The 20,127-nt window shown below is 67.5% G+C and carries 18 protein-coding genes and 1 riboswitch; of the genes, 9 read left to right on the top strand and 9 right to left on the bottom strand.

Annotated elements, in window-relative coordinates; all coding sequences use genetic code 11:
* Positions 1 to 18 precede the first annotated feature (18 nt).
* Positions 19 to 101: riboswitch (ZMP/ZTP riboswitch) on the bottom strand.
* A 17-nt stretch (positions 102 to 118) separates the two neighbouring features.
* Positions 119 to 256: a hypothetical protein gene (locus ACFIMZ_RS22030; RefSeq protein WP_431824433.1), complete on the bottom strand. Its 138-nt coding sequence runs from the start codon at positions 254 to 256 to the stop codon at positions 119 to 121.
* Positions 257 to 601: 345 nt separating this feature from the next.
* On the opposite strand from ACFIMZ_RS22030, the gene ACFIMZ_RS22025 reads away from it, so the two are divergent.
* Entirely contained in the window at positions 602 to 1,561 is a 960-nt protein-coding gene (locus ACFIMZ_RS22025) for an alpha/beta fold hydrolase (RefSeq protein WP_431825336.1), read from the top strand.
* 63 nt (positions 1,562 to 1,624) lie between these two features.
* Here ACFIMZ_RS22025 and ACFIMZ_RS22020 read toward each other — a convergent pair whose 3' ends face one another.
* The gene (locus ACFIMZ_RS22020; protein WP_431824432.1) at positions 1,625 to 3,943 is read right to left on the bottom strand and encodes a TonB-dependent receptor; all 2,319 of its coding nucleotides are present in this window, start codon (positions 3,941 to 3,943) and stop codon (positions 1,625 to 1,627) included.
* 390 nt (positions 3,944 to 4,333) lie between these two features.
* Here ACFIMZ_RS22020 and ACFIMZ_RS22015 point away from each other — a divergent pair, with 390 nt between their 5' ends.
* The 5 genes from ACFIMZ_RS22015 to ACFIMZ_RS21995 all read left to right on the top strand — a co-directional run bounded on the left by ACFIMZ_RS22015 (position 4,334) and on the right by ACFIMZ_RS21995 (position 9,262).
* The gene (locus ACFIMZ_RS22015) at positions 4,334 to 6,055 is read left to right on the top strand and encodes a methanol/ethanol family PQQ-dependent dehydrogenase (protein ID WP_431824431.1); all 1,722 of its coding nucleotides are present in this window, start codon (positions 4,334 to 4,336) and stop codon (positions 6,053 to 6,055) included.
* Positions 6,056 to 6,139: 84 nt separating this feature from the next.
* Entirely contained in the window at positions 6,140 to 7,348 is a 1,209-nt protein-coding gene (locus ACFIMZ_RS22010; RefSeq protein ID WP_431824430.1) for a c-type cytochrome, read from the top strand.
* Between the two features lie 92 nt (positions 7,349 to 7,440).
* Positions 7,441 to 7,755: a high-potential iron-sulfur protein gene (locus ACFIMZ_RS22005; RefSeq protein WP_431824429.1), complete on the top strand. Its 315-nt coding sequence runs from the start codon at positions 7,441 to 7,443 to the stop codon at positions 7,753 to 7,755.
* Positions 7,756 to 7,863: 108 nt separating this feature from the next.
* The gene (locus tag ACFIMZ_RS22000; RefSeq protein ID WP_431824428.1) at positions 7,864 to 8,934 is read left to right on the top strand and encodes a porin; all 1,071 of its coding nucleotides are present in this window, start codon (positions 7,864 to 7,866) and stop codon (positions 8,932 to 8,934) included.
* A gap of 46 nt (positions 8,935 to 8,980) precedes the next feature.
* Positions 8,981 to 9,262: a hypothetical protein gene (locus ACFIMZ_RS21995; protein ID WP_431824427.1), complete on the top strand. Its 282-nt coding sequence runs from the start codon at positions 8,981 to 8,983 to the stop codon at positions 9,260 to 9,262.
* On the opposite strand, the gene ACFIMZ_RS21990 is transcribed toward ACFIMZ_RS21995, so the two are convergent.
* Genes ACFIMZ_RS21990 through ACFIMZ_RS21980 form a run of 3 tightly spaced genes read right to left on the bottom strand, consistent with a single transcriptional unit; the run spans position 9,238 to position 12,855 of the window.
* The gene (locus tag ACFIMZ_RS21990) at positions 9,238 to 10,167 is read right to left on the bottom strand and encodes a VOC family protein (protein ID WP_431824426.1); all 930 of its coding nucleotides are present in this window, start codon (positions 10,165 to 10,167) and stop codon (positions 9,238 to 9,240) included. The two genes, ACFIMZ_RS21995 and ACFIMZ_RS21990, sit on opposite strands and share 25 nt — an antisense overlap.
* Before the next feature lie 15 nt (positions 10,168 to 10,182).
* Positions 10,183 to 11,973 carry an FAD-dependent monooxygenase gene (locus ACFIMZ_RS21985; protein ID WP_431824425.1) on the bottom strand — a complete coding sequence of 597 codons (1,791 nt, stop codon included), beginning with the start codon at positions 11,971 to 11,973 and terminating at the stop codon, positions 10,183 to 10,185.
* Between the two features lie 30 nt (positions 11,974 to 12,003).
* On the bottom strand, positions 12,004 to 12,855 hold the full coding sequence (locus ACFIMZ_RS21980) for a fumarylacetoacetate hydrolase family protein (protein WP_431824424.1): 852 nt from the start codon (positions 12,853 to 12,855) through the stop codon (positions 12,004 to 12,006).
* Positions 12,856 to 13,016: 161 nt separating this feature from the next.
* Here ACFIMZ_RS21980 and ACFIMZ_RS21975 point away from each other — a divergent pair, with 161 nt between their 5' ends.
* From ACFIMZ_RS21975 to ACFIMZ_RS21965, 3 genes are all read left to right on the top strand, one after another.
* The gene (locus tag ACFIMZ_RS21975; RefSeq protein ID WP_431825335.1) at positions 13,017 to 13,790 is read left to right on the top strand and encodes a GntR family transcriptional regulator; all 774 of its coding nucleotides are present in this window, start codon (positions 13,017 to 13,019) and stop codon (positions 13,788 to 13,790) included.
* Positions 13,791 to 14,158: 368 nt separating this feature from the next.
* Positions 14,159 to 14,797, top strand: a complete 639-nt coding sequence (locus ACFIMZ_RS21970; RefSeq protein ID WP_431824423.1) for a hydrolase — start codon at positions 14,159 to 14,161, stop codon at positions 14,795 to 14,797.
* A 109-nt stretch (positions 14,798 to 14,906) separates the two neighbouring features.
* On the top strand, positions 14,907 to 15,293 hold the full coding sequence (locus ACFIMZ_RS21965) for a DoxX family protein (protein WP_431824422.1): 387 nt from the start codon (positions 14,907 to 14,909) through the stop codon (positions 15,291 to 15,293).
* A gap of 279 nt (positions 15,294 to 15,572) precedes the next feature.
* Here the strand turns inward: ACFIMZ_RS21965 and ACFIMZ_RS21960 are convergent, their stop codons facing one another.
* The 4 genes from ACFIMZ_RS21960 to ACFIMZ_RS21945 all read right to left on the bottom strand — a co-directional run bounded on the left by ACFIMZ_RS21960 (position 15,573) and on the right by ACFIMZ_RS21945 (position 19,990).
* The gene (locus ACFIMZ_RS21960; protein WP_431824421.1) at positions 15,573 to 17,006 is read right to left on the bottom strand and encodes a PQQ-binding-like beta-propeller repeat protein; all 1,434 of its coding nucleotides are present in this window, start codon (positions 17,004 to 17,006) and stop codon (positions 15,573 to 15,575) included.
* Between the two features lie 386 nt (positions 17,007 to 17,392).
* Entirely contained in the window at positions 17,393 to 18,469 is a 1,077-nt protein-coding gene (locus ACFIMZ_RS21955; protein WP_431824420.1) for a porin, read from the bottom strand.
* A gap of 111 nt (positions 18,470 to 18,580) precedes the next feature.
* Positions 18,581 to 18,802 (bottom strand): hypothetical protein, encoded by a 222-nt coding sequence (locus ACFIMZ_RS21950; RefSeq protein ID WP_431824419.1) that lies wholly within the window; start codon positions 18,800 to 18,802, stop codon positions 18,581 to 18,583.
* A 90-nt stretch (positions 18,803 to 18,892) separates the two neighbouring features.
* Positions 18,893 to 19,990 carry a porin gene (locus ACFIMZ_RS21945; protein WP_431824418.1) on the bottom strand — a complete coding sequence of 366 codons (1,098 nt, stop codon included), beginning with the start codon at positions 19,988 to 19,990 and terminating at the stop codon, positions 18,893 to 18,895.
* Positions 19,991 to 20,127 lie beyond the last annotated feature (137 nt).

Raw genomic sequence — 20,127 nt, 5'->3', positions numbered from 1 at the left:
CCCATCTCCAGGGATAGTAGGTAATGCCCAGGCGCGCGGCGGCAGCAACCTCACGCTCCCCGATAGTGTTCTATCTATATGCGCCAGTCACGTGAGTGAAGAAATCCTAGCATGTCTTCTAGTCTGCCGTCTCGATCCGGACTTCCGCCTGCATGCCCCTGCTCTTCCTCAGCATTCCGACACACAACTCCTGCGCGAGCACGCTCGCCGGCGAAGCCGCTTCCGCGACGCCAAGGGCCACGTATGGGATGCTCATGGGGAAAATTGCGCCCGCCGGAGATGATTTTGGTGCGTCTCCCGGTAAGGCTTGTAGCGTCGTAGATTTCTGTCCAGGATTTCTATAGCAGATCAAAGGTCCAGAGCGACGAATGCAAGACATGATCCGGGGAGTCGCGCCCGCCGAGCCGCCGGATGGGTGAGCGTTTCCGATACCGCGCTCGCGACGCTGCCGCTACCCGTGCAACTCCCGATCCTCGACGCTGGCGCGTTTCCGGCTTTGCTTCATTACGATCAAGCGACCATTGCCCGACACCCGCTCCCGAGCCAAGCCGACATGAAGCCTGCCCCGCTCCGACCCGCGCAGCCGACCGCGTTGCCCGCCATGCCCGCCGCGCATGCGGTGCCCGACCGCAGGCGCATCCGCCGCGACGCGCAATCGGTCGCGTTTGCCGTGACCGGCGACCCGCGCGGCCACCCGGTCGTCGTGCTGCACGGCGGGCCCGGCAGCGGCAGCCAGCCCGGCATCCTGCGCCTGTTCGACCTGACGCGCGTGCGCGTCGTGCTCGTCGACCAGCGCGGCGCCGGCGCGTCGTCGCCGCGCGGCGGCACACGCCACAACAGCACGGCGCGGCTGATCGGCGATCTGGAAGCGATTCGCGAACGGCTCGGCATCGCGCGCTGGGGCGTCGTCGGCGGATCGTGGGGCGCGGCGCTTGCGCTCGCCTATGCAGGCCGGCATCCCGAGCGCGTAACCGGCGTCGTGATGCGCGGCCTGTTCCTGACGTCGCCGCGCGAAGTGCGCCGCCTGTTCACGACGTCGCGCACGCGCGCGCCGCGCGAATGGCGGCGCCTGTGCGCATCGGCGGGCTGCCGCGATCCGCTGCGCCTGCCGTCGTGCTGCGCGCGGCGGCTGCGTCCCGGCGCGGGCGCGGCCGGACAGCGCGCGGTCGCGCTCGCGTGGCGCGCGTACGAGGACGCGGTCCTCGCGTCGCCGCAATCGCGCCATCCGCGTGCGCGCACGATCCGCTCGCACCCGGGCGTCCTCCGGTTGATCGACAAGTACCGGATCCAGGCGCATTACCTGCGGCACGGCTGCTGGCTCGGCGAACGCCGGCTGCTCGCGCTCGCACGCCGCGCGGCAGACGCTGGCGTGCCGCTGTTCGCCGCGCACGGCATGCGCGATCCCGTCTGCCCTATCGGCAACGTCGCGCGGCTCAGCCGCGCCGTGCCCGCCGCCCGGATCGAGCGCGTGCCGGCCGGGCATCTGGCAGGCGACCCGGCATTGGCCCGCAGCGTCGCCCGCGCAATCCATGCGATGTTCGCGGCGATGCCGTGCGCGTAACCGCGCGCACCGCGCGAAGCCCGGAACCGGTTCAGCCGGCCACGCGGTTCCGCCGCGAAGCGCTCAATCCCACGCATAGCGCACGCCGACCCACGCGCCGCGCGGCGCGCCCGGCCCGACGAACTGCTCGTGCACCGGATTCGCGCCGTCGAACGTGTGGTTCGGTCCGTTGAAGAAGTTCTGGCCGAGCACGCCGAAGCTCGCATAGCGCTTGTCGAACAGGTTCGTCACGCTCGCGAAGACCTCGAACCGCTTCGTGATCCGGTACCGCATGTCGAGATCGACGAGCACGTAGCCCGCGATCCTGCCGTTCACGTCCTGGTTGTTCTCGTCGCCGCGCGCATGGACGCCGCTGCGCCACGTGACGTTCGCGCCGATGTCCCACGCGGGCGTCGCCGCGTAGTCGAGCCGCAGCTTCACCGTGTGCGCGGGAATGCCCGGGATGCGGTCGCCCGCCTTGACCTTCACGTTGCCGTTCGCATCGGCGGCCGAGTTCGCCGGGCTGTGTTCGGTCCACGACGAACGGTAGGTCGCGTCGACATGGCTGTACGAAAACCCGACGCCGAGCCGGCCGAGCTGCGTGCGGCCCGCGAGCTCGACGCCCTGGCGCCGCGTGTCGCCGACGTTGCGGAAGTAGCCCTGCGCGCTCGCCGGACTGCTGATGAACTGGATGTCGTCCATCAGCGTCGTGCGGTAGGCGGCGGCGCTCCAGGTCGTCGCCGCGCCGATGCGGCCGCGCGCGCCGAATTCGAACGTCTTCGAGATCACCGGCTTGAGCGCCGGGTCGGCGACGAAGTCGTTCGGCAGCGAACACGGCGCGGCCGGGTCCGCGCACGCGAGCTCGATTGCAGTCGGCGAGCGCATCCCTTCGTTGTAGGTCGCGTAGGCGGTGAAGCCCGGGACCGGGTTCCAGTTGACGCCGACCGCCGGGTTGAAGCGCGAGAACGTGTGATTGCCGTCGAGCAGCGGCTGCATCCCGCTCGCGTCGCCGATCTGCGCCTTCGACCAGTCGTAGCGGCCCGACAGCGTCAGCGTCCAGTGCGGCGTCAGCGACAACGCATCGCTCAGGTACACGCCGAAGTTGGCGTTGCGCGTCCTCGCATTCGTCTGCTGAACGACATCGCCGATGCCGATCGCCGCGCGCGTGTCGGTGAAAGTCGCATCCTGCGACGACGCGACGTAGCGCGAGTTCGCGAAATCGGCCGCGACGCCCGCGATCAGCTGGTTCGCCATCCCGCCGGGCTTGCCGAGCAGCGTGAGCTGCAGGCTGCCGCCGTAGCTGTCGGTGACGATCGTCGATTGCGCGTTGGTGCCCTGCACCTTGTCGACGGTGCCGTCCGCGCCGACCGATCCGAAGTCGGTATTGTTGTTGCTGCTGAGGTTGGAATTGCGCAGGTGCCGGTAGTACGCGTTGCCGCTCAGCTCGACGTGCTCGCCGACGAAGCGGTCGCCCGACAGCGTCACGTACGCGGCGCTGTTGCGGTTCAGGTCCGGATACGTGTACGCCTGTTTCCGGTTGTCGAGGAACGAGCGCGGGATCGTCTGGCTGCCGTACAGCGCGTTGTCCGCGCCGCCCGCGGCGATCGAAAGCGTCGTGTCGGCATCGGTGTAGCGCAGCTTGCCGAACGCCTGCCGCACGCGGCTCGCGTTGTGGTCCGCCCAGCCGCCGTCGTTCGCGACGTTCGCGGTCGCGTAGTAGTCGAGGTTCGAGCCGATCCTGCCGCCCTGCTCGAGACTGGCGGTCTTGCGGCCCCACGACCCGCCCGACACTTCCGCTTCGCCGCCCGGGTTCGACTTGCCGTTCTTCGTCGTGATCGCGAGCGCGCCGCCCAGCGTATTGCGTCCGTATACCGGATTGGAGCCGGGAATCAGCTGCATCCGGTCGATCGCCTGCGTCGGCAGGATGTCCCAGTTCACGATGTCGCCGAACGGCTCGTTCACGCGCACGCCGTCGACGAACACCGACAGCCCCTGCGGCGTGCCAAGCAGCGGCGACGCGGTGAAGCCGCGATAGTTGACGTCGGTCTGGTACGGGTTGCCCTGCGCGTCCGAGATCGTCACGCTCTGCAGGTTCGCCGCGAAAAAGCCCGCGAGCGTCGCGCGGTGCTGCGCGTCGAGGTCCGCCGCGCGCACGGTCTGCACGTTCGCCGGCACCTTCGACAGCGGCGTGCCGATCCCGAGCAGCGGCGTCGTGCCGACCACGACCACCGCGGGCAGCATGTCGGCCGCCGCTTGCGGCGCGGCGAGGCCGGACGAAGCGTTGTCGCTCGCACTCTGCTGTGCGCGCACGCCGGCCGGCGACAAGCCGAACAGCACGATCGCACCGAGCGTCGAGAGCAGATTCGCGCCGACACGGCCTGATGCCTTTGGTCTCCTTATCATTTCCCTCTGTCTCCTGTTCGCGCTCTGCCACGCGGCGCTGCCCGCCGCGCGGCGACGCCTCTGCGCGAAGCAGGACAGCGAGAACCATGCCAGTGCCGCACGGCGCGCATCAGGCCGGCGGCACGTTGTCACGGGCGACCCGCCACCTGTCATGTTTGGCAACACCTCGGGCACCGCGGTGTACCTGAATGCAACACCTGCGTCGACGCCGCCGCGCAGTGCCTTCGACGCCGCGCCGCGCGCGATGCGCCCATGTGCGGCACCGCGCGGGCTTCGCGACGCGATGGCATGCGACTTGCGTGAACGGCAGCGCACTCGGCCCGGAACCCCACCGTGCCGGCGCGACGAACCGTTCGCGGCGGTGCGGCCACAATGACTCAGGAGACAACCATGAAGAAACTCTCGGCTTCAGCGAGCCGACTGGCGACGATCGGAATCGCGGCGGCAACCGCCGTCGCGCTGACCCCCGGCCTCGTCGAAGCGGCCGCGGACTACCCGGCCGTGACCTACCAGCGGCTGACCGATGCGCAGGCCGACCCGGGCTGGCTGACCTACTACCGCACCTACAACGGCCGGTCGCATTCGCCCCTCAAGCAGATCGACCCGTCGAATGCAAAGGATCTCAAGCAGGTGTGGGCCTACAAGTTCCCCGCCGAACTCAAGCAGGGCTTCGAAGCAACGCCGATCGTCAACGGCAATTACCTGTTCGTGACGACGCCCAAGGACAACGTCTACGCATTCGATGCGAAGACGGGCAAGCCGCTGTGGAAATACGAGCCGAAGCTCAGCCCGTCATCGTTCAAGACCGCGTGCTGCGACGTCGTCAACCGCGGCGTCGCGCTGTACGGCAAGAACGTCTATGTCGCGATGCTGGGCGGCGAAGTCGCCGCGCTCGACGCGCAAACCGGCAATCTCGTCTGGAAGAAGCGGCTGTTCGATCCGGGCCTCGGCTACTCGTTCTCGCTCGCGCCGCTCGCGCTCGACGGCGCGATCGTCGTCGGCACGTCCGGCGGCGAATACGGGATTCGCGGCTACATCATGGCCTTGAATCCGGACGACGGCTCGGAGGTCTGGAAACGCTACACGATCCCGGCTTCCGGCGAAAAGGGCTCCGAAACCTGGCCCGACGGCATGCAGTCTCACGGCGGCGGCGCCGCGTGGCTGACCGGCACGTACGACGCCGCGTCCCGCACGCTGTACTGGGGTGTCGGCAACCCCGGCCCGTGGCTCGCGGCGCTGCGCCCCGGCGACAACCTGTACTCCGACTCGCTGCTCGCGCTCGACGCGAAGAACGGCAACCTGAAGTGGCACTACCAGTACACGAACAACGACACGTGGGACTACGACGGCGTGAACGCGGCGGTCCTCGCGGACATCACGTACAAGGGCAAGGACTACGACGCGATCATCCACGCGGATCGCAACGGCTTCTTCCACGCGATCGACCGCACGACCGGCAAGCTGATCTATGCGACGCCGTTCGTGAAGGCGACGTCGGTCACCGGCTACACGGCCGACGGCAAGCCGATCCAGGACGAATCGAAGTTCCCGAAGGCCGGCACGACGATCGAAACCTGCCCGAGCTTCCTCGGCGGCAAGAACTGGTGGTCGATCTCGTACGACCCGGAGCGCAACATCGCGGTCGTGCCCGCGCTGCACGCGTGCATGAGCCTGACCGGCAAGTCGGTCAGCTACCAGGAAGGCCTGCCGTATCTCGGCGAAGGCTTCGAGATCAAGCCCGAGCCGGGCAGCCAGGGCTACGGCGAACTGACGGCAATCGACGTGAACACCGGCAAGAAGCTGTGGAGCCACTGGACGAAGAAGCCATGGAACGGTGGCGTCGCGACCACCGCGAGCGGCCTCGCGTTCAGCGGCTCGCTCGACGGCCGCCTGTACGCGTTCGACACGGCGACCGGCAAGGTGCTCTGGGAGAGCCCGCAGCTCGCGAGCGGCATCATTTCGCAGCCCTCGGTATATGAGGTCGACGGCCAGGAATACGTCGCGGTGCTCGCCGGCTACGGCGGCGCGAACCCGATCTGGGGCGGCCCGATGGCCGACATCGCGAAGGACGTTCCGCGCGGCGGCACGCTCTATGTCTTCGCGCTCGACTGATCGGGCAAGGCCCCGGCCTTCGTCGCGCCCGCCTGCGCCCGATGCGGGCGCGACACCCCAGCAGCTTCAACCGGACCCACGACCATGAATACTCGCCTCACTCCCGTTGCCGTCGCCAGTCTGCTCGCCGTGGGCGTGGCGCTGACACCGGCATCCGCGTCGGCCGGCGTACGCATCTGCACGCTGCCCGGCAGCCCGACCACGGCGCTCGACAAAGCCGTTGCACGTGAAGTGTTCCGCACCGCAGGCATCCCCTCATCGTTCAGCAAGCGCGGCGTCGACGACGACGGCGGCGACGACGGCATCTCCGCCGGCGAACTGAAGAAATCGCTCGAACGCGACTGCGACGTGATCGCCGGCTTCCCGCGCTCGGAGATCGCCGATGCGTCGGGATCGAAAATGTCCTTTTCGCAGGGCTATCTGCGCTCCGGCTACGTCAGCGTCTCGCTGCGCGACGCGCAAGCCGCGTCCGGCGTCAAGGAGACGATCGCGGCCACGTATGGGAGCCCTTCGCAGCTGATCGCCGCGCAGCAGACGAACGCCCGCTTCGTTCTCGAAAACACGAGCGAGAAGACGATCGGCGCGCTCGCGGCCGGCCGCGCACAGCGCGCCATCGTCTGGTATCCGAGCGTCGTCGCGTATGAGCACGCGCACCCGCAACAGCGGTTCCGGGTTGCGGCGACGTCGTCGCCGTACTCCGACTGGCAGTTGTCGTTCGCGTTCGGGCCAGGCAAGGCAGCGCTGCAGAAGCGGATCGACGCGGCGTTGTCGCGGATGAACGGCAACGGCCGTCTCGCCACGCTCACGCACGGCTGGGCGCTTCCGGAGACGCTCGCGCAAGCGGCGGGTAAGCCTGCGCCCGGCCGGTTTCTCGACGGCGCGGTCGCATCCGCGCAACAGCACCCCGTGAAGAGCGGCTTCATCAAGGTTTCGACCAACGAAGGCAGCGCCGTGCCGTCGTTCGACCTGGGGCAGGTGCAGCATGGCAAGACGATCTACGCGGACGCCTGCGCGAAATGCCACGGCGCTCAGCTCGAGGGCGATACCGCCCCCGCGCTGAGCGGGGAAGCCTTCGCGCCCGACGGCAAGTCGCATATCACCGTCGGCGGCGTGTACCAGTACATGTCGAACAACATGCCGGCCGACCGCCCCGGCAAGATGACGGAACAGGAATATTCGGATCTGATGGCGTTCCTGCTTTACTCGAACGGCTATGACGCCTCGCAGGCCAAGCTGACCGCCGATATTGCCAACGCGTCGAAGGCGCCGCTCGTCGCCGGGCCGCGCAAGTAACGTCCCCTTCGTTTCGGCAGACCCGCCGCGCCGGGAAGTATTCCCGGCGCGCGGGGCAGCCCGTTGTCTTTCATTTCATTCAGGAAAACGACATGATTCCCCGCAATCGCAGAACCTTCATCATTCAGACGGCCGGCCTGTGCGCCGCGCTCGCAACTGGAACCCGTGCATTCGCGGCCGCGCCGCTCGTCGACGAAAACGACGCAGCCGCGAAGACGCTCGGCTATCGCGCGAAGGCGACGACCGTCGACGCGGGCAAGTTCCCGAAATATCAGGCCGGCCAGACGTGCGAGAACTGCCGCTTCTACAAGGCCGCCGCGGGCGAATCCTCCGGCGCGTGCCCGATGTTCGCGGGCAAGGCGGTTGCCGCCGAAGGCTGGTGCAACGTCTATGCGAAGCGTGCCTGATCGCGGACACGACACCGCGGCACGGCATTCAGGCGTTGAACATCGCCGCCGATTCGTCAAGATTAATTAGCTGTACGGATTACAAAACCAGAAACACGGAGACAGACGATGAAGAGCAGGACATGGACGATCTGCGCGGCACTGCTCGGCGCGACGGCAAGCACGAGCGGCTTCGCGCAGAGCAGCGTGACGCTGTACGGCAACCTGGACACCGCGCTGCTCTACACGAGCAAGACCCTGGATTCGGCCACCGGGCGGAACGCCGGCCATCAGTTCGCGATGACCGACACCGGATTGACGCCCACGACGTTCGGGCTGACCGGCGCCGAGGATCTCGGCGGCGGCCTCAAGGCGATATTCAAGCTCGAAAGCGGCTTCAGCGTGACGAACGGCGCGTTCAATCACTCGAACGGCAATTTCTTCGGCCGCCAGGCGTGGGTCGGGCTCGACAGCGGCTACGGCCAGGTCAAGGCCGGCCTGCAATTCTCGCCGTTCGTGCTCGCGGTCCTGGATTCCGATCCGCGCGGCTTCTCGCATTTCGGCAGCGGACTGATCCACTATGTCGACAACGTGCTCGTCACGGGCCTGTTCAATGCGAATGCGGTGTCGTACACGAGCCCGGCGATCGCCGGGCTCACCGGCAGCGCACTGTTCGCGTTCGGCGGCAAGGCCGGCGACTTCCAGGCCGGACGCCAGTACTCGGCGAGCCTCAAGTACGAGAGCGGCGGCTTCATGATCAATGCCGCTTTCTACGACGGCAACGGCGGCGGGACCGCATCGACGCCGGTTCCGGGCACCGTCGCGTTCGTCGGCCGCACGCTCGGCGCCGCGTATCGCTTCGGTCCCGTCACTGCGAAGGCCGCATTCACGAGCTACAAGGTCGGCGGCTCGTTCAGCAACAACGTCTACGGCGGCGGCCTCGACTATCAGGCGACGCCCGCCGTCGACCTGAACGGCGGCGTCTGGGTGACGAGCGACCGCAACGACACCGGCAATCATTCGGTGCTCGCCGCGCTCGGCACGACCTACAGCCTGTCGAAAGCGACCGCGCTGTACGCGCAGGTCGCGATGGTCAACAACCACGGCGCGATGAACACCGGGCTCGGGATCAACAACGCGCTGTTCGGCGTGACGGGCACGACGCTCGGCGCGAACGCGGGGATCCGTCACACGTTCTGACCGCCGGGCGCCGCTCGGCGCGCTGTGGACGTGGGGCGTCATCCTCGTGCCGCACTACCGGTTCCGCAAGACGCTGCACGCGCAGGACGTGTCGAAGCTGCCGTGCCGCGTGCCGTTCTTCCCGTCCTGCAACGCCGTCGCGATGACGTTCCTGCTCGTCGTGATCTCGCTGATGGCCGCGTTTGACGACACGCGCATCGCGGTGACCGTCGGGCCGGCCTGGATTGCGATGGTCACCGCGATCTTCTACGCGACGAACGGGCGGCGGACCGGCGCGGCCGCTGCCCGCCCCCACCCCGCAGGTCAGCCGGTGTTGTCGAAGAAATAGCCGGGCACGTCGGGGCCCCACTGATAAAGCGAGTCCTCGGGCGGATGGTCGGCGGTCGGCCATTCCGCCCCCGGCGGCACGTAGTCGATGTCGGCCGAGTATTCCCAGAACGATCCCCACGGGTCGCGCACGTACTGGAAGTAGTTCGAGCCGAGCACGTGACGGCCGACGCCCCAGCCGTCCGCATAGCCGGCTCGCGCCATCTGCATCTTGCCGGCGCCGACCGCGTCGACGGTCGGCACGTCCCACGCGCTGTGGTGCCACCCCTTCGCGCTCCCGGTCGCGAACGCGATCAGATGATGATCGCTGCCGTGCCGCGCGTGCAGGAACGCGACGATTCCCGCGGACCCGTCGGACAGGCGCAGGCCGAGCGCCTGCTCGTAGAAGCGGATCGCCCGCGCGATGTCCGGCGTGAACAGCAGCACGTGCGACAGCCGCGTCGGGCGTGCGGCCGGCGTATCGCCGCGAAACGTCGCGCCGCGCATGCGCGGCAACGCGGCGGCTGGCCGAGGCGGCGGCTTGTGCGTCGGCGACGTCTTGACGCCCGCCCGCAGCCACAGCACGTTGCCGTCCGGATCCTCGAACCAGAAGCCGTCGCCGTCCTGCACGACCGGCGCGACCGCGCGCCCGCCGGCATCGCGCACCTGCCCGCACAGCGGCGCGAAGTCGTGCGCGAAGCAGTTCAGCGCGAGATACGCGAGGCGCTTGCGCTCACCGGCCCGCACCTGCGCCCACACGTGATCGTTTCCGGACGTTCGCACCAGCAGCCGGTCCGGCGTCGCGTCGACGTCGAGGCCGAACGCGTCGAGAAAGCGGCGCGCTTCGTCGAGGTCCGGCACGTCGAGCGCGAAATGATCGATCGAATGAATGCCGAACCGCGCGCGCTCGGAAATCGGATGGGTCACGATGGCCTCCTCGCGTTACGCGGCCACCGCCGCGCACTCGCCGCCGCGGATCGCCGCGCCCGGCTGCCGGCCGAGTATCCGGCTCAGCGCCCGGGTCAGCTCCGCGACCGGATCGTCGACGCACGAGTGCGCCCGATACGCGACGAACCGGTCCGGCCGCACGAGCACGCACCCGTCGTCGTCGATCTCGCGCTGCGCGGCCCAGTCGCCGTACACGTCGAGCGTCGCTCCGCAATGCGCGATCGACACCGCATCGATCTCGATCCCGAACGCCGCGCCGACCCGCTTCGCCGCGTCGATCCAAGGCTGCCCGCCCGCGCCGGTCAGCACGCTGAAGCGCCCGTGGCCGACGAGGTCGAGCGTCGAGATGCGCTCGCGGTCGCGCTCGAGCCATGCATGCGGCAGGCTGGCGCCCGGCACGGTCGTCGGCTGGTAGTAGAGCTCGGGGTCGCGCGCGGGTGGCGGACAGGTCTGCCCGTCGCCGACGACGGCCGCCGATGCGTAGCGCTGCCCGAGTTCGACACCGTGGCAATTGAACTGCTGGTTCTGCAGCTCGACGGCCGCGGCGAGCGCGCGCCGCCGCGCGTTGCCGACCTCGCCGGCCGAGAACAGCTCGTCGAGCGATGCCCAGCCGTCCGCCGCGCTCTGGCCTTCCGAAAATCCCAGCGCGTTCGCGATCGGCAGCATGTTGCCGACCGACCGGATCGCGCGATTGACGATCGCCTCGGCCACCGGCTGACGCTCGTCCGAATACGTCTGCAGCAGCGCCGGCGACGCCTGCCCCTTGACGATCATCGCGAGCTTCCACGCGAGGTTGAACGCGTCCTGCACCGACGTGTTCGAACCGAGCCCGTTCGCCGGCGGATGACGATGCGCGGCGTCGCCGGCGATCGCGACGCGCCCGTTCACCATGCTGCGCGCGAACATGCGGTTGATCGTCCACTTCGACACGGACTTCACGCGGATCGGAATGTCGGGATCCCCGATCGTCGCGCGCGCCCGCGCGATCACCGCCGCTTCGCCGAGATCGGGTTCACCGTCCTTCGGGTTGTACATGAACAGCAGCACCCATTCGCGCCATGGCCGCACGCTGATCCACGTGCCGCTGCCGACCCAGTAGTCGCTGCCCGGCTGGCACATCCAGTACAGCACGCCCGGACGGTGCGCGCAGTATTGCGTCAGGTCGACTTCGAGCCAGCAGTTCACCGCGCAGCCGAGCCCCATCTCGCCTTCCATCTCGAACGCCGTGTCCTTGACGACGACGCTCTGCGCGCCGTCCGCGCCGACCGCATAGTCGGACACGATTTCGAACTCCTCGCCGGTCAGCCGGTCCTTCACGCGCGAATACACGGCATCGGCGGTCTGGCGGATCGACAGCAGCTCGGTGTTGAACAGCACGTTGGCCCCGAACTCGCGGGCCGCCTCGAGGATCACCGGCTCGAGCAGATGCTGCGGCGCATTGCACATCTGCGACGGGCTGGCCGCCTCGTAGTCCGCCTTGCGCGTGACGCCGGTGCCCCATGTCTGCAGGCGCGCGATCTCCTGCCCGGCAAAGCTGGTCGCCCATACGTTGTTGGTCATCAGCTCGTTCGGCGTGGCGATCGCCCGCACGCGCGCCTCGATCCCGAGATCGCGGAACACCTCGACCGTGCGCTGGTTCGTCACGTGCGCGCGCGGCGAATGCGCGGTGCCGGGGTAGCGCGTGATCGCCAGCACATCGACGCCGTACTTCGCGAGCAGCGCGGCCGTCGTCAGTCCGGCCGGCCCTGCGCCGACCACGAATACCGGAACGCGAATCTGTCTCATGTCTCCTCCAGTTTCCTTTGGATGGGGCGCTCAGCGCGCCGCGGCTTCGTCGCGCACCGGATTGCGCAGCACGCCGAGTCCTTCGATCTCGACCTCGCACACGTCGCCGTCGCGCATCAGGCGCTTCGGCTCGCGCGCCCAGCCGATCCCCGCCGGCGTGCCGCTGACGATCACGTCGCCGGCTTCCAGCGTGATCGCTTCGCTGATGATCGAGATCAGCGTCGGCACGTCGAACAGCATGTCGCGCGTATCCGCCGACTGCACGACCTCCCCGTTCAGCCGCGTCTGCAGCTTCAGGCCCGCGCCGCCCGCCGGCAGTTCGTCCGCGGTGACGAGCGCCGGACCAAACGCGCCGGTGCCGTCGAAGTTCTTGCCGACCGTCCATTGCGGCGATTTGAACTGGTATTCGCGCACCGAGCCGTCGTTGAAGATCGAATAGCCGGCCACGCAGTCGAGCGCGCGGTCCGCCGGAACATGACGCCCGCCGCTTTTCAGCACGACGGCCAGTTCGCCCTCGAAATCCAGCGAGTCGGACACGCGCGGCCGGATCATCGCCTCGCCGTGGCCGATCAGGCTGGACGTGAAGCGCGGAAACAGCGTCGGATACGACGGCTGCTCGTACGGGCTTTCCTTCGTATGGTCCGCGTAGTTGAGGCCGACGCAAATGATCTTGCCCGGCCGGGCCAGCGGCGGCAGCCACGTAACCTCGTCGACGTGATACGTGCGCCCGGTCGATTGGGCGACGGCCGCGAATGCGACCAGGTCCGTGCCGTTCGCGAGCAGCTGCTCGAGCGTCACGTCGCCGAGCGGCACGAGGGTCGACCCTTGCTGTACGCCGAGCATCCGCGTGCGGCCGTCGGGCGAGAAATTGACATAGCGCATGACATCTCCGGATCAGGTGGCTCACGGCCAGGAGTGGCCGCGATTTCGGATACAAATTTAGAAAATATATATATTTTCGTCTTTGCATGTTTACCCTGACATATGCATATGGCCCCGTGTTATGCATATAATTTCGCCATCTGCAGGAGAAACTCGTGGACATGACGTTTGACACGCCGATGCCCGGCGGCTCGCGAACGATGGCGTCGATGCTGGCGGACACCATCCTTCAGGACATCGTCAGCGGCGCCCTCGCGCCGGGCTCGAAGCTGAAGATCCGGGAACTGGCCGACCGTTACCAGGCGGGCGTGATCCCGCTGCGCGAGGCCGTGTCGCGGCTCGCGATGAGCGGCTTCGTCGAGGCCGAGGACCAGCGCGGCTTCCGCGTCACGCCGGTGTCGCGCGCCGACCTCGAGGACATCACGTCGGTGCGGCAAAGCATCGAGTCGGAAGCGCTGCGCGACGCGATCGCGAGCGGCAATCTCGAATGGGAAGCGTCGGTGCTGGCGGCGTTCCATCTGGTCAACAGCCTGCCGGCCGTGACCGGCGAGCCGCCGCGGATGAATCCCGACTGGGAGCGCGCGCACGACAATTTCCACGCGACGCTGCTGGCCGGCTGCCGCTCGAAATGGCTGAAGCACTTTGCGGCGACGCTGCGCACGCAAAGCGCCCGCTATCGGCATCAGTCGCTGCTCAGCCGGCACGCGGGCGAGCGCGACGTCGGCGGCGAACACGCGGCCATCGTGAAGGCCGTGCTCGCACGGGACGCAGACCTCGCGTGCTCACTGCTGCGCGACCATTTCGCGCACACGACCCGGCTCGTGCTGGAAGCCGCGACCCCGCCCGCAACGCCCGCCGGCGCGCGCCGCGCCGGCACCAAGGCGCGCAAGGCGCCAACGGCGACCGGCACCTCCGCCACCGGCACCGCCGCGTAGTCCGTCCGGTTCGCGTCCCGGGCGGGCGGGCGGCATCGCATCGCCGATCGCGTCGCTCCGGCACACCGCCTTCACCGATCAATTCAGCAATCCTCTTGATGGATCGCATGGTACTGCGCGCGATCGTGGCACTGCGCATGCGCGCCGTTCGCTGAACGAGAACACAGAGTTCTGTCCCGGCCGTCTACGCATCCCGTCGGCGTTCGCTTAATCTGACCAGGCTCGTCGGTTGCATCGAATCCGTTGCGCCGCCGGCACCGGCCTTCATACCCGGCCACTCCCGACCGTTACGCGCCGCGGCCTGCATCGGCGCGCCGCGGACGATCGGGGCTCCCCTTTCCACGCCCTGCCCTGACGAGGAGAAAGCCATGGCAAGCGAACCGATTCGCGACCCCGCAAACGACCATCTGCTCACGCCGCAGAACGCCGCGTTCATCGTCATCGACTACCAGCCGGTTCAGGTGAACTCGATCGCGTCGATGGATCGCCAGCTGCTGATCAACAACATCGTCGGCGCGTCGAAGGCCGCGGTCGCGTACAAGCTCCCGATCGTGCACTCGACCGTGAACGTGAAGACGGGCCTGAACAAGCCGCCGATTCCGCAACTGCGCGCGGCGCTCGGCGACTATCCGACCTATGACCGCACGTCGATCAACTCGTGGGAAGACGTCGAGTTCCGCAAGGCGGTCGAGGCGACCGGCCGCAAGAAACTGATCATGACCGCGCTCTGGACGGAAGCGTGCCTGACGTTCCCGGCGCTCGACGCGCTGAAGGCCGGCTACGAGGTCTACGTGGTGACCGACGCGGTCGGCGGCACGTCGGTCGCCGCGCACGAAGCCGCGCTGCGCCGCATCGAGCAGGCCGGCGGCCAGCTGATCAGCGTCGCGCAGCTGTTCTGCGAACTGCAACGCGACTGGGCGCGCAGCGAGACCGTGCCCGCGTTCATCAACCTGTTCATCGAGACGGGCGGCACGGCCGGCATCCAGTTCTCGTACGACAAGAGCTGACGCGTTCCGCGCGCGCCGCGCATCCGATGCGCGGCGTTCGCCCGAGGTCCGGCGCCGCAGCGCGCCGGACCTCCCGTCGAAATGGCGTCTTCTTCAGTCAAGACACATCATGAACGACTACCTCCTGTTCGCAGGACGCCTGTTCATCGCATTGATGTATGTGCTGAGCGGCATCAACAAGCTCCTGTTTTTCAAGCACGGCCTCGAAGAAGTCCAGGCAAGGAACCTGCCGCTGCCGAAGCTTGCGCTGGCGAGCACGATCGCGGTTCAACTGGCGTGCGGCGGAGCCATCATGGCCGGATTCCATACGACGATCGCGTCGCTCCTGCTGGCCGCCTTCACGTTGGCGACGGCCGCCGTGTTTTACGACTTCTGGAATCAGCAGGGCAATCAGCGCACGCTGATGCTGACCGGCTTTCTGGAGCACATCAGCATCATCGGCGGGTTCACGCTCCTGATCGCGGCCGGTCCGGGTCAGTTGGCCATTCATCCGTAACCGCCTGGTGGGGTCGATCATAATGTTCGTACAACGCGGGATGCCGCGTCACCAGAAGTCATCGGAAAGTCATGCCGCGGGCACGACGCGCTCCATCAAGTCGACGCCGGTATTTTCCGTGTCGACGCGATAGATCGAACGAGCCGAAGTCTTCGAGCTGTCCCGTATCGCCTGACAAACGGGTGGTCCCGCTGCGCCGACCCACGCTCCAATCAAAAAGGCTGAATCCCGCTTGATACAGGATTCAGCCATTGCGAACCCGGCCCTCAACCATCCGGCTCACTGTTTCGCTATGGCAAATGCAAAGAGCTTGTGGTTGTCGCCGGCATAAGGCAGCCCGAGCACCTTCGTGTGATAGCCGCTCCCCCAGTACACCGTGCCATCGACGATCGCCGCGCCGGACACGACCGCGCCGCCGCTCTCGAAGCGCCACCTGATTTCGCCGGTAGCCGCATCGAGCGCATACATGTTCGCGCCGCTGCCGGCGAGCGAACCGGCATAGACCACGCCGTTCGCCGCGGACATCGCGACGGTGTCCATCATCTGCTGCGGATCGGCCGTGCGCCACAGGACCTTGCCCGTCGCCGCGTCGACCGCCGCCCAGATCCCGCCCGTGGTCGTCGTCTTGCCCTTCGGCGAATCGACGGGGATCGACTCGTGATTGAGGTTGCCGATCGACACATAGATCCGCTTGCCGTCGGCGGCCGTTCCCCACAGCATGCCGCCGAGCAGGCTGCCGGGGCCGACCTGCGTATGCCAGACGACCTTGCCCGTCCTGGGCTCGAGCGCCCAATAGACGCCGCTCTTCTGGCCGGCGCCGAGCAGGGTCCGCTCATGCCCGCCGATCGTCGTCGTGAACAGGTTGGGCCCCGAACCGAAGTCGTAGTCGGGACCATCGTTGTGATCGTAGTTCGTCGACATGTCGGCAGGCAGCGTGCGGGTGGCCCACGCGATCCTTCCGGTCTTCAGGTTGAGCGCGACGAAGCTGTCGATGTGATTGGCCGCTACCCCCGGCTTGCATTTCTTTTGCGTCGGATACCGGCAGACGCCGGTCGGAACGGAGAAATTGTTGCCGGTGGTCACGTACAGGAGGCCGTTCCGGCGATCGACAACCGGCGTATTGCCCCAGACCGAGCCGCCCGTATAGCCCTCGGGCACCATGTACGTCTTCCAGAGGAGCTTGCCCGTCTTCGCGTCGAGCGCCGCGACGCTGCCCCGGTACCTGGGAACGTCCTTGAGCGCTTCGGCCCGCGACGATACCCCGACGTAGACGACGCCATCGTCGATGACGGGCGAACTGGTGATGATGGCGGTCGGTTCGGTCTCGACCTGCGTGCGCCACAGCGGCGCCCCGTCCGCGGCCTTGATGCCCAGCACGTAGGCGCCGGTCGGATTGACCGCAACCTGCGTGCCCTGTCCGATCACCAGCGTGCCGTTCCAATACGCAGGGCTGGTGCGCGACGCGTCATTCGGAATCCCGGTGTAGTCGCTGACCTTCTTGCGCCACTTCACCTGCCCGCTCGCGGCATCGACGGCCCACAACGTGCCGCCGAAGTCGGGAACGTAGACGACCCCGTCGACCACCGTCGGCGTGGCGGAGACATTGCCGTCCGTGTCGAGCGTCCAGCGCGGCGCCAGCTTCGCGACGCTGTCCACCCCGATCGCGCGCTCGCCCGGCGCGCTGCGGGTGTTATGGACGTTCTGCCCGGCCATCGGCCAATCCCCTGCGCTTTGTGCCGCGGCCTGACCGGCGGCCACGACGCCGCCCGCCAGCGCCACGGCGGCGAGATTCCGCCAGCGCGGCGACGACGGCCGACAAGCGTCCTTTCTGCTGAACTCGCTTAGCATTTTCCCCCTCCGTGAGACGGTTGATTGCCTGGCCGGCGCCCGGCCGGCCTCCCGAAGAAAAAGCCCCGCCTGGCCGATCTTTCGATGGACAGCGGATGCCCGGCATCCGCCCTTCACGGCGTCCACGGCGAGTTCGATGCAGAGACGAATTTCGGTAAAAGCATAGGGAGCACCTTGCCCAATTACAAGGATCGCAAGACGATGCATGGCGACGACGAATGCGACGCCTCTGCGCGTATCGATCGTGCTGCCTAGAAGCGGTCGATCATGCCGAGCTGCGCGCCGCGCACCGGCGCGCCGGGCGATGTCGGCGGCAGTCCCGTCACATTGACGCCGCGCAGCGTGAACGTCGCCTGGTTGCGATTGCGCAGCCAGCCCGCGCTTGCATAGAGCTGCAGCGTCTTCGAGAGGCTGTACTCGCACATCGCGCTGAACTGATCGGCATTGTTGCGCGCCGACGAACGGTCGCGCACATACGCATAGCCGAGCGACGCATCGAAATTCGTCGCGAACGCATAGCGCAGCGAGACGGCAATGCCGTCGTCGAGATAGGCCGGCTTGCCGCCGCCCGATCCATTGAACCAGTCCGCAAACAACGTTGCCTTGCCAACGTCATACGATATGCCGCCGAGGTTCGCGCGCAGCGCGCCGCTGCCGTGCGTCTGCTGGTGCGCGTATGCGATCCGGAACGGCCCGTACCGGTAAGCCACCGTCTCGAAGTTGCCGGCGAGCCCGTTGCCGTCCTTGTCGTCCGGCGCGCGCAGCGCCATCATCACGGTCGCGTCGAATCCCGCGATCGTCGGCGACAGATACGTGATCGCATCGCTCACGTACGGCGTGATCTTCGACAGGTTGTTCAGACCGGACGCGATCGTGCCGGCGCCAAACGCGTCGATCGATCCTTTGAACGGGATATAGATCGGCGAATATTGCCGCCCCACCCGCACTTCGCCCCACGGGCCGCCCATGCCGATCCACGCCTGGCGGCTGAACAGCATGCCCGCCGTCGACAGCGTGCCGTCGGCCGTGCTGAAACCGCTCTCGAGCGCGAACAGGATGCTCGTGCCGCCGCCGATCGGCTCGCGGCCCCGCAGGCCGACCCGCGATCCGCGATAGGCGCCGGAATCCATCCGCGGCACCCACCCGCCCCCCGGATTCGTGACCTCGATACTGGTGTCGAGCAGACCGTACAGCGTCACCGAACCCTGCGCCCACGCGCAGGGCGCCGCAACGAGCAATGCGCCCAGCACGCCATACGCGCGTACCGGCGGTGCCCGACCCGCCCGGGCATCGCCACGCCACCGGCCGTGCCGCCCGTTGTCGATCATCGATGATCTTTTCCGTGACGGGCCTGACGATTTTCCGTGCCGCGCAGCGTGTGAAACCGTCGCGTGCGCGCGTCATCCGCGGCTTGCCGACGAGCGGATTCGCGGTCGGCGTCAATCCGGCCGCGCGGCGTCGCGCTCGATTGCGCGCGCGCCCGTGGCGTTCGGGTTCCCGGAGACACTGCCGCAGCGCGTCGATTGTTCATCGCTCCCTCCGACGATCGCTGCCCTGATCGTTGTCGTGTCTTCCTGGCGCTTCGCGGGCAGGATGGCGAGATTCCAGACCCCAACGTCGCGCAGTATATCGACCGCGAACCATCGCCAATATCGGGTCATTCCCGCTTCCGGCATTGCATCGGGCGCCACGATGCCTTCACGATGTCTGTCCCCTGGCCTTGAACGTCGTTCTCCGTCTCGCGGAGGCGGTCAGAAAATCGTATGGATGCCGACGCGGGCAATCGCCTGGTTCGCGCCGGAGGACGCGCCGTCCGGGTCCATCACGCCGTTGATCTGCGCGTGTGCGCCGCTGCTTGCGCGCTGCCACACGCCACTTGCGTACACCATCGTCCGCCTCGACAGCGAATACTGGAGCGTCGCGGTGACCTGGTGCGCATGGTTGTCGTCGAGCACCGCGTTACCCTTCATGTACATGTAGTCGGCGCCGATCCGGATCGGGCCGGTCAATTGCCAGACGCCGCCGAGTTCGCTCATCCATGCCGCGCCGCCGTTGGCGGCGTTGCGCACCGTCGTGAAAAGCGCGCTCGCTTTCACCTGGCCGAGCTGGTAGCGCGCGCCCGCGCCCCAGTTGCGCACGCTCGTCGCAGCCGATCCCGGCTGCGCGCCATACTTCTGGTTGGTGTACGCCGCGGCAGCGCCAAACGGCCCGGCCTCGTAGTCGAGACTCACGCTCACCGTATTGCCGGCGCCGATGGACCCCGGGACGCCACCGAATGCGTAAAGCGCCCCCGCCTTCAGTCCGTCGACGACGGGGCTCACGTACTTGACGGAATTCGCGACGCGCTGGCTGCCCGCCATCCGGTCCCAGTCGAACGCACCGGTCGGATTGCCGGGCAGCGCAAGCTTCTGGAACGGCCCGTTGCGCAGGTTGTAGAGTCCGCCGACGTCCCCGGCGGCGTCAATGCCGCTGAAGAACAGCGTGTCGGCCATGAACTCGTACTGGTTGCCGAGCGTCAACGTGCCGAACCGGTCGTTCTGCATGCCGACGTAAGCGGTGCGCGCAAAGAGCCCGTTGCCGATGATCGCCCCGTTGCCGAACGCGAACTGGTTCACCAGCTGGAAAATGACCCGCGTTCCGCCGCCGATGTCCTCGCTGCCGCGCAAGCCAACCATGCTTGGCGTATAGATGCCGTCGTCGAATTTCGCATTGCCGTGCCCGCCTTCGTTGCTGACGTAGCTCACGCCTGCGTCGAGCAGGCCGAACAACGTGATGCTGCTTTGCGCGTGCGCGCCGGGCCCACATAGCGACGCCAGTGCGGCAACCGCACAACTCTGCCAAATGTTCATGCATATCCTGTTGGCGTTACGAATCGTTTGACCGAGATCGCCGCTTTCTTACGAGGGATCGATCGGCCGTTCCTGATCGCACGCTGCTGCGCGGCACTTGTCGCACACGACGTCACCGACGAATCCTGTCAGCCGCG

The sequence above is a fragment of the Burkholderia sp. F1 genome (genome assembly GCF_050813845.1).
Lineage (GTDB): Bacteria > Pseudomonadota > Gammaproteobacteria > Burkholderiales > Burkholderiaceae > Burkholderia > Burkholderia ubonensis.
This window is presented reverse-complemented; position numbering and strand designations above follow the sequence as displayed.

What these genes read in the sequence shown, in the direction of transcription:
- ACFIMZ_RS22030 (WP_431824433.1), bottom strand. Translation starts at nt 256, where the DNA reads ATGAGCATCCCATACGTGGCCCTTGGCGTCGCGGAAGCGGCTTCGCCG.
- ACFIMZ_RS22025 (WP_431825336.1), top strand. Translation starts at nt 602, where the DNA reads ATGCCCGCCGCGCATGCGGTGCCCGACCGCAGGCGCATCCGCCGCGAC.
- ACFIMZ_RS22020 (WP_431824432.1), bottom strand. Translation starts at nt 3,943, where the DNA reads ATGATAAGGAGACCAAAGGCATCAGGCCGTGTCGGCGCGAATCTGCTC.
- ACFIMZ_RS22015 (WP_431824431.1), top strand. Translation starts at nt 4,334, where the DNA reads ATGAAGAAACTCTCGGCTTCAGCGAGCCGACTGGCGACGATCGGAATC.
- ACFIMZ_RS22010 (WP_431824430.1), top strand. Translation starts at nt 6,140, where the DNA reads ATGAATACTCGCCTCACTCCCGTTGCCGTCGCCAGTCTGCTCGCCGTG.
- ACFIMZ_RS22005 (WP_431824429.1), top strand. Translation starts at nt 7,441, where the DNA reads ATGATTCCCCGCAATCGCAGAACCTTCATCATTCAGACGGCCGGCCTG.
- ACFIMZ_RS22000 (WP_431824428.1), top strand. Translation starts at nt 7,864, where the DNA reads ATGAAGAGCAGGACATGGACGATCTGCGCGGCACTGCTCGGCGCGACG.
- ACFIMZ_RS21985 (WP_431824425.1), bottom strand. Translation starts at nt 11,973, where the DNA reads ATGAGACAGATTCGCGTTCCGGTATTCGTGGTCGGCGCAGGGCCGGCC.
- ACFIMZ_RS21980 (WP_431824424.1), bottom strand. Translation starts at nt 12,855, where the DNA reads ATGCGCTATGTCAATTTCTCGCCCGACGGCCGCACGCGGATGCTCGGC.
- ACFIMZ_RS21975 (WP_431825335.1), top strand. Translation starts at nt 13,017, where the DNA reads ATGACGTTTGACACGCCGATGCCCGGCGGCTCGCGAACGATGGCGTCG.
- ACFIMZ_RS21970 (WP_431824423.1), top strand. Translation starts at nt 14,159, where the DNA reads ATGGCAAGCGAACCGATTCGCGACCCCGCAAACGACCATCTGCTCACG.
- ACFIMZ_RS21965 (WP_431824422.1), top strand. Translation starts at nt 14,907, where the DNA reads ATGAACGACTACCTCCTGTTCGCAGGACGCCTGTTCATCGCATTGATG.
- ACFIMZ_RS21960 (WP_431824421.1), bottom strand. Translation starts at nt 17,006, where the DNA reads ATGGCCGGGCAGAACGTCCATAACACCCGCAGCGCGCCGGGCGAGCGC.
- ACFIMZ_RS21955 (WP_431824420.1), bottom strand. Translation starts at nt 18,469, where the DNA reads ATGATCGACAACGGGCGGCACGGCCGGTGGCGTGGCGATGCCCGGGCG.
- ACFIMZ_RS21950 (WP_431824419.1), bottom strand. Translation starts at nt 18,802, where the DNA reads ATGACCCGATATTGGCGATGGTTCGCGGTCGATATACTGCGCGACGTT.
- ACFIMZ_RS21945 (WP_431824418.1), bottom strand. Translation starts at nt 19,990, where the DNA reads ATGAACATTTGGCAGAGTTGTGCGGTTGCCGCACTGGCGTCGCTATGT.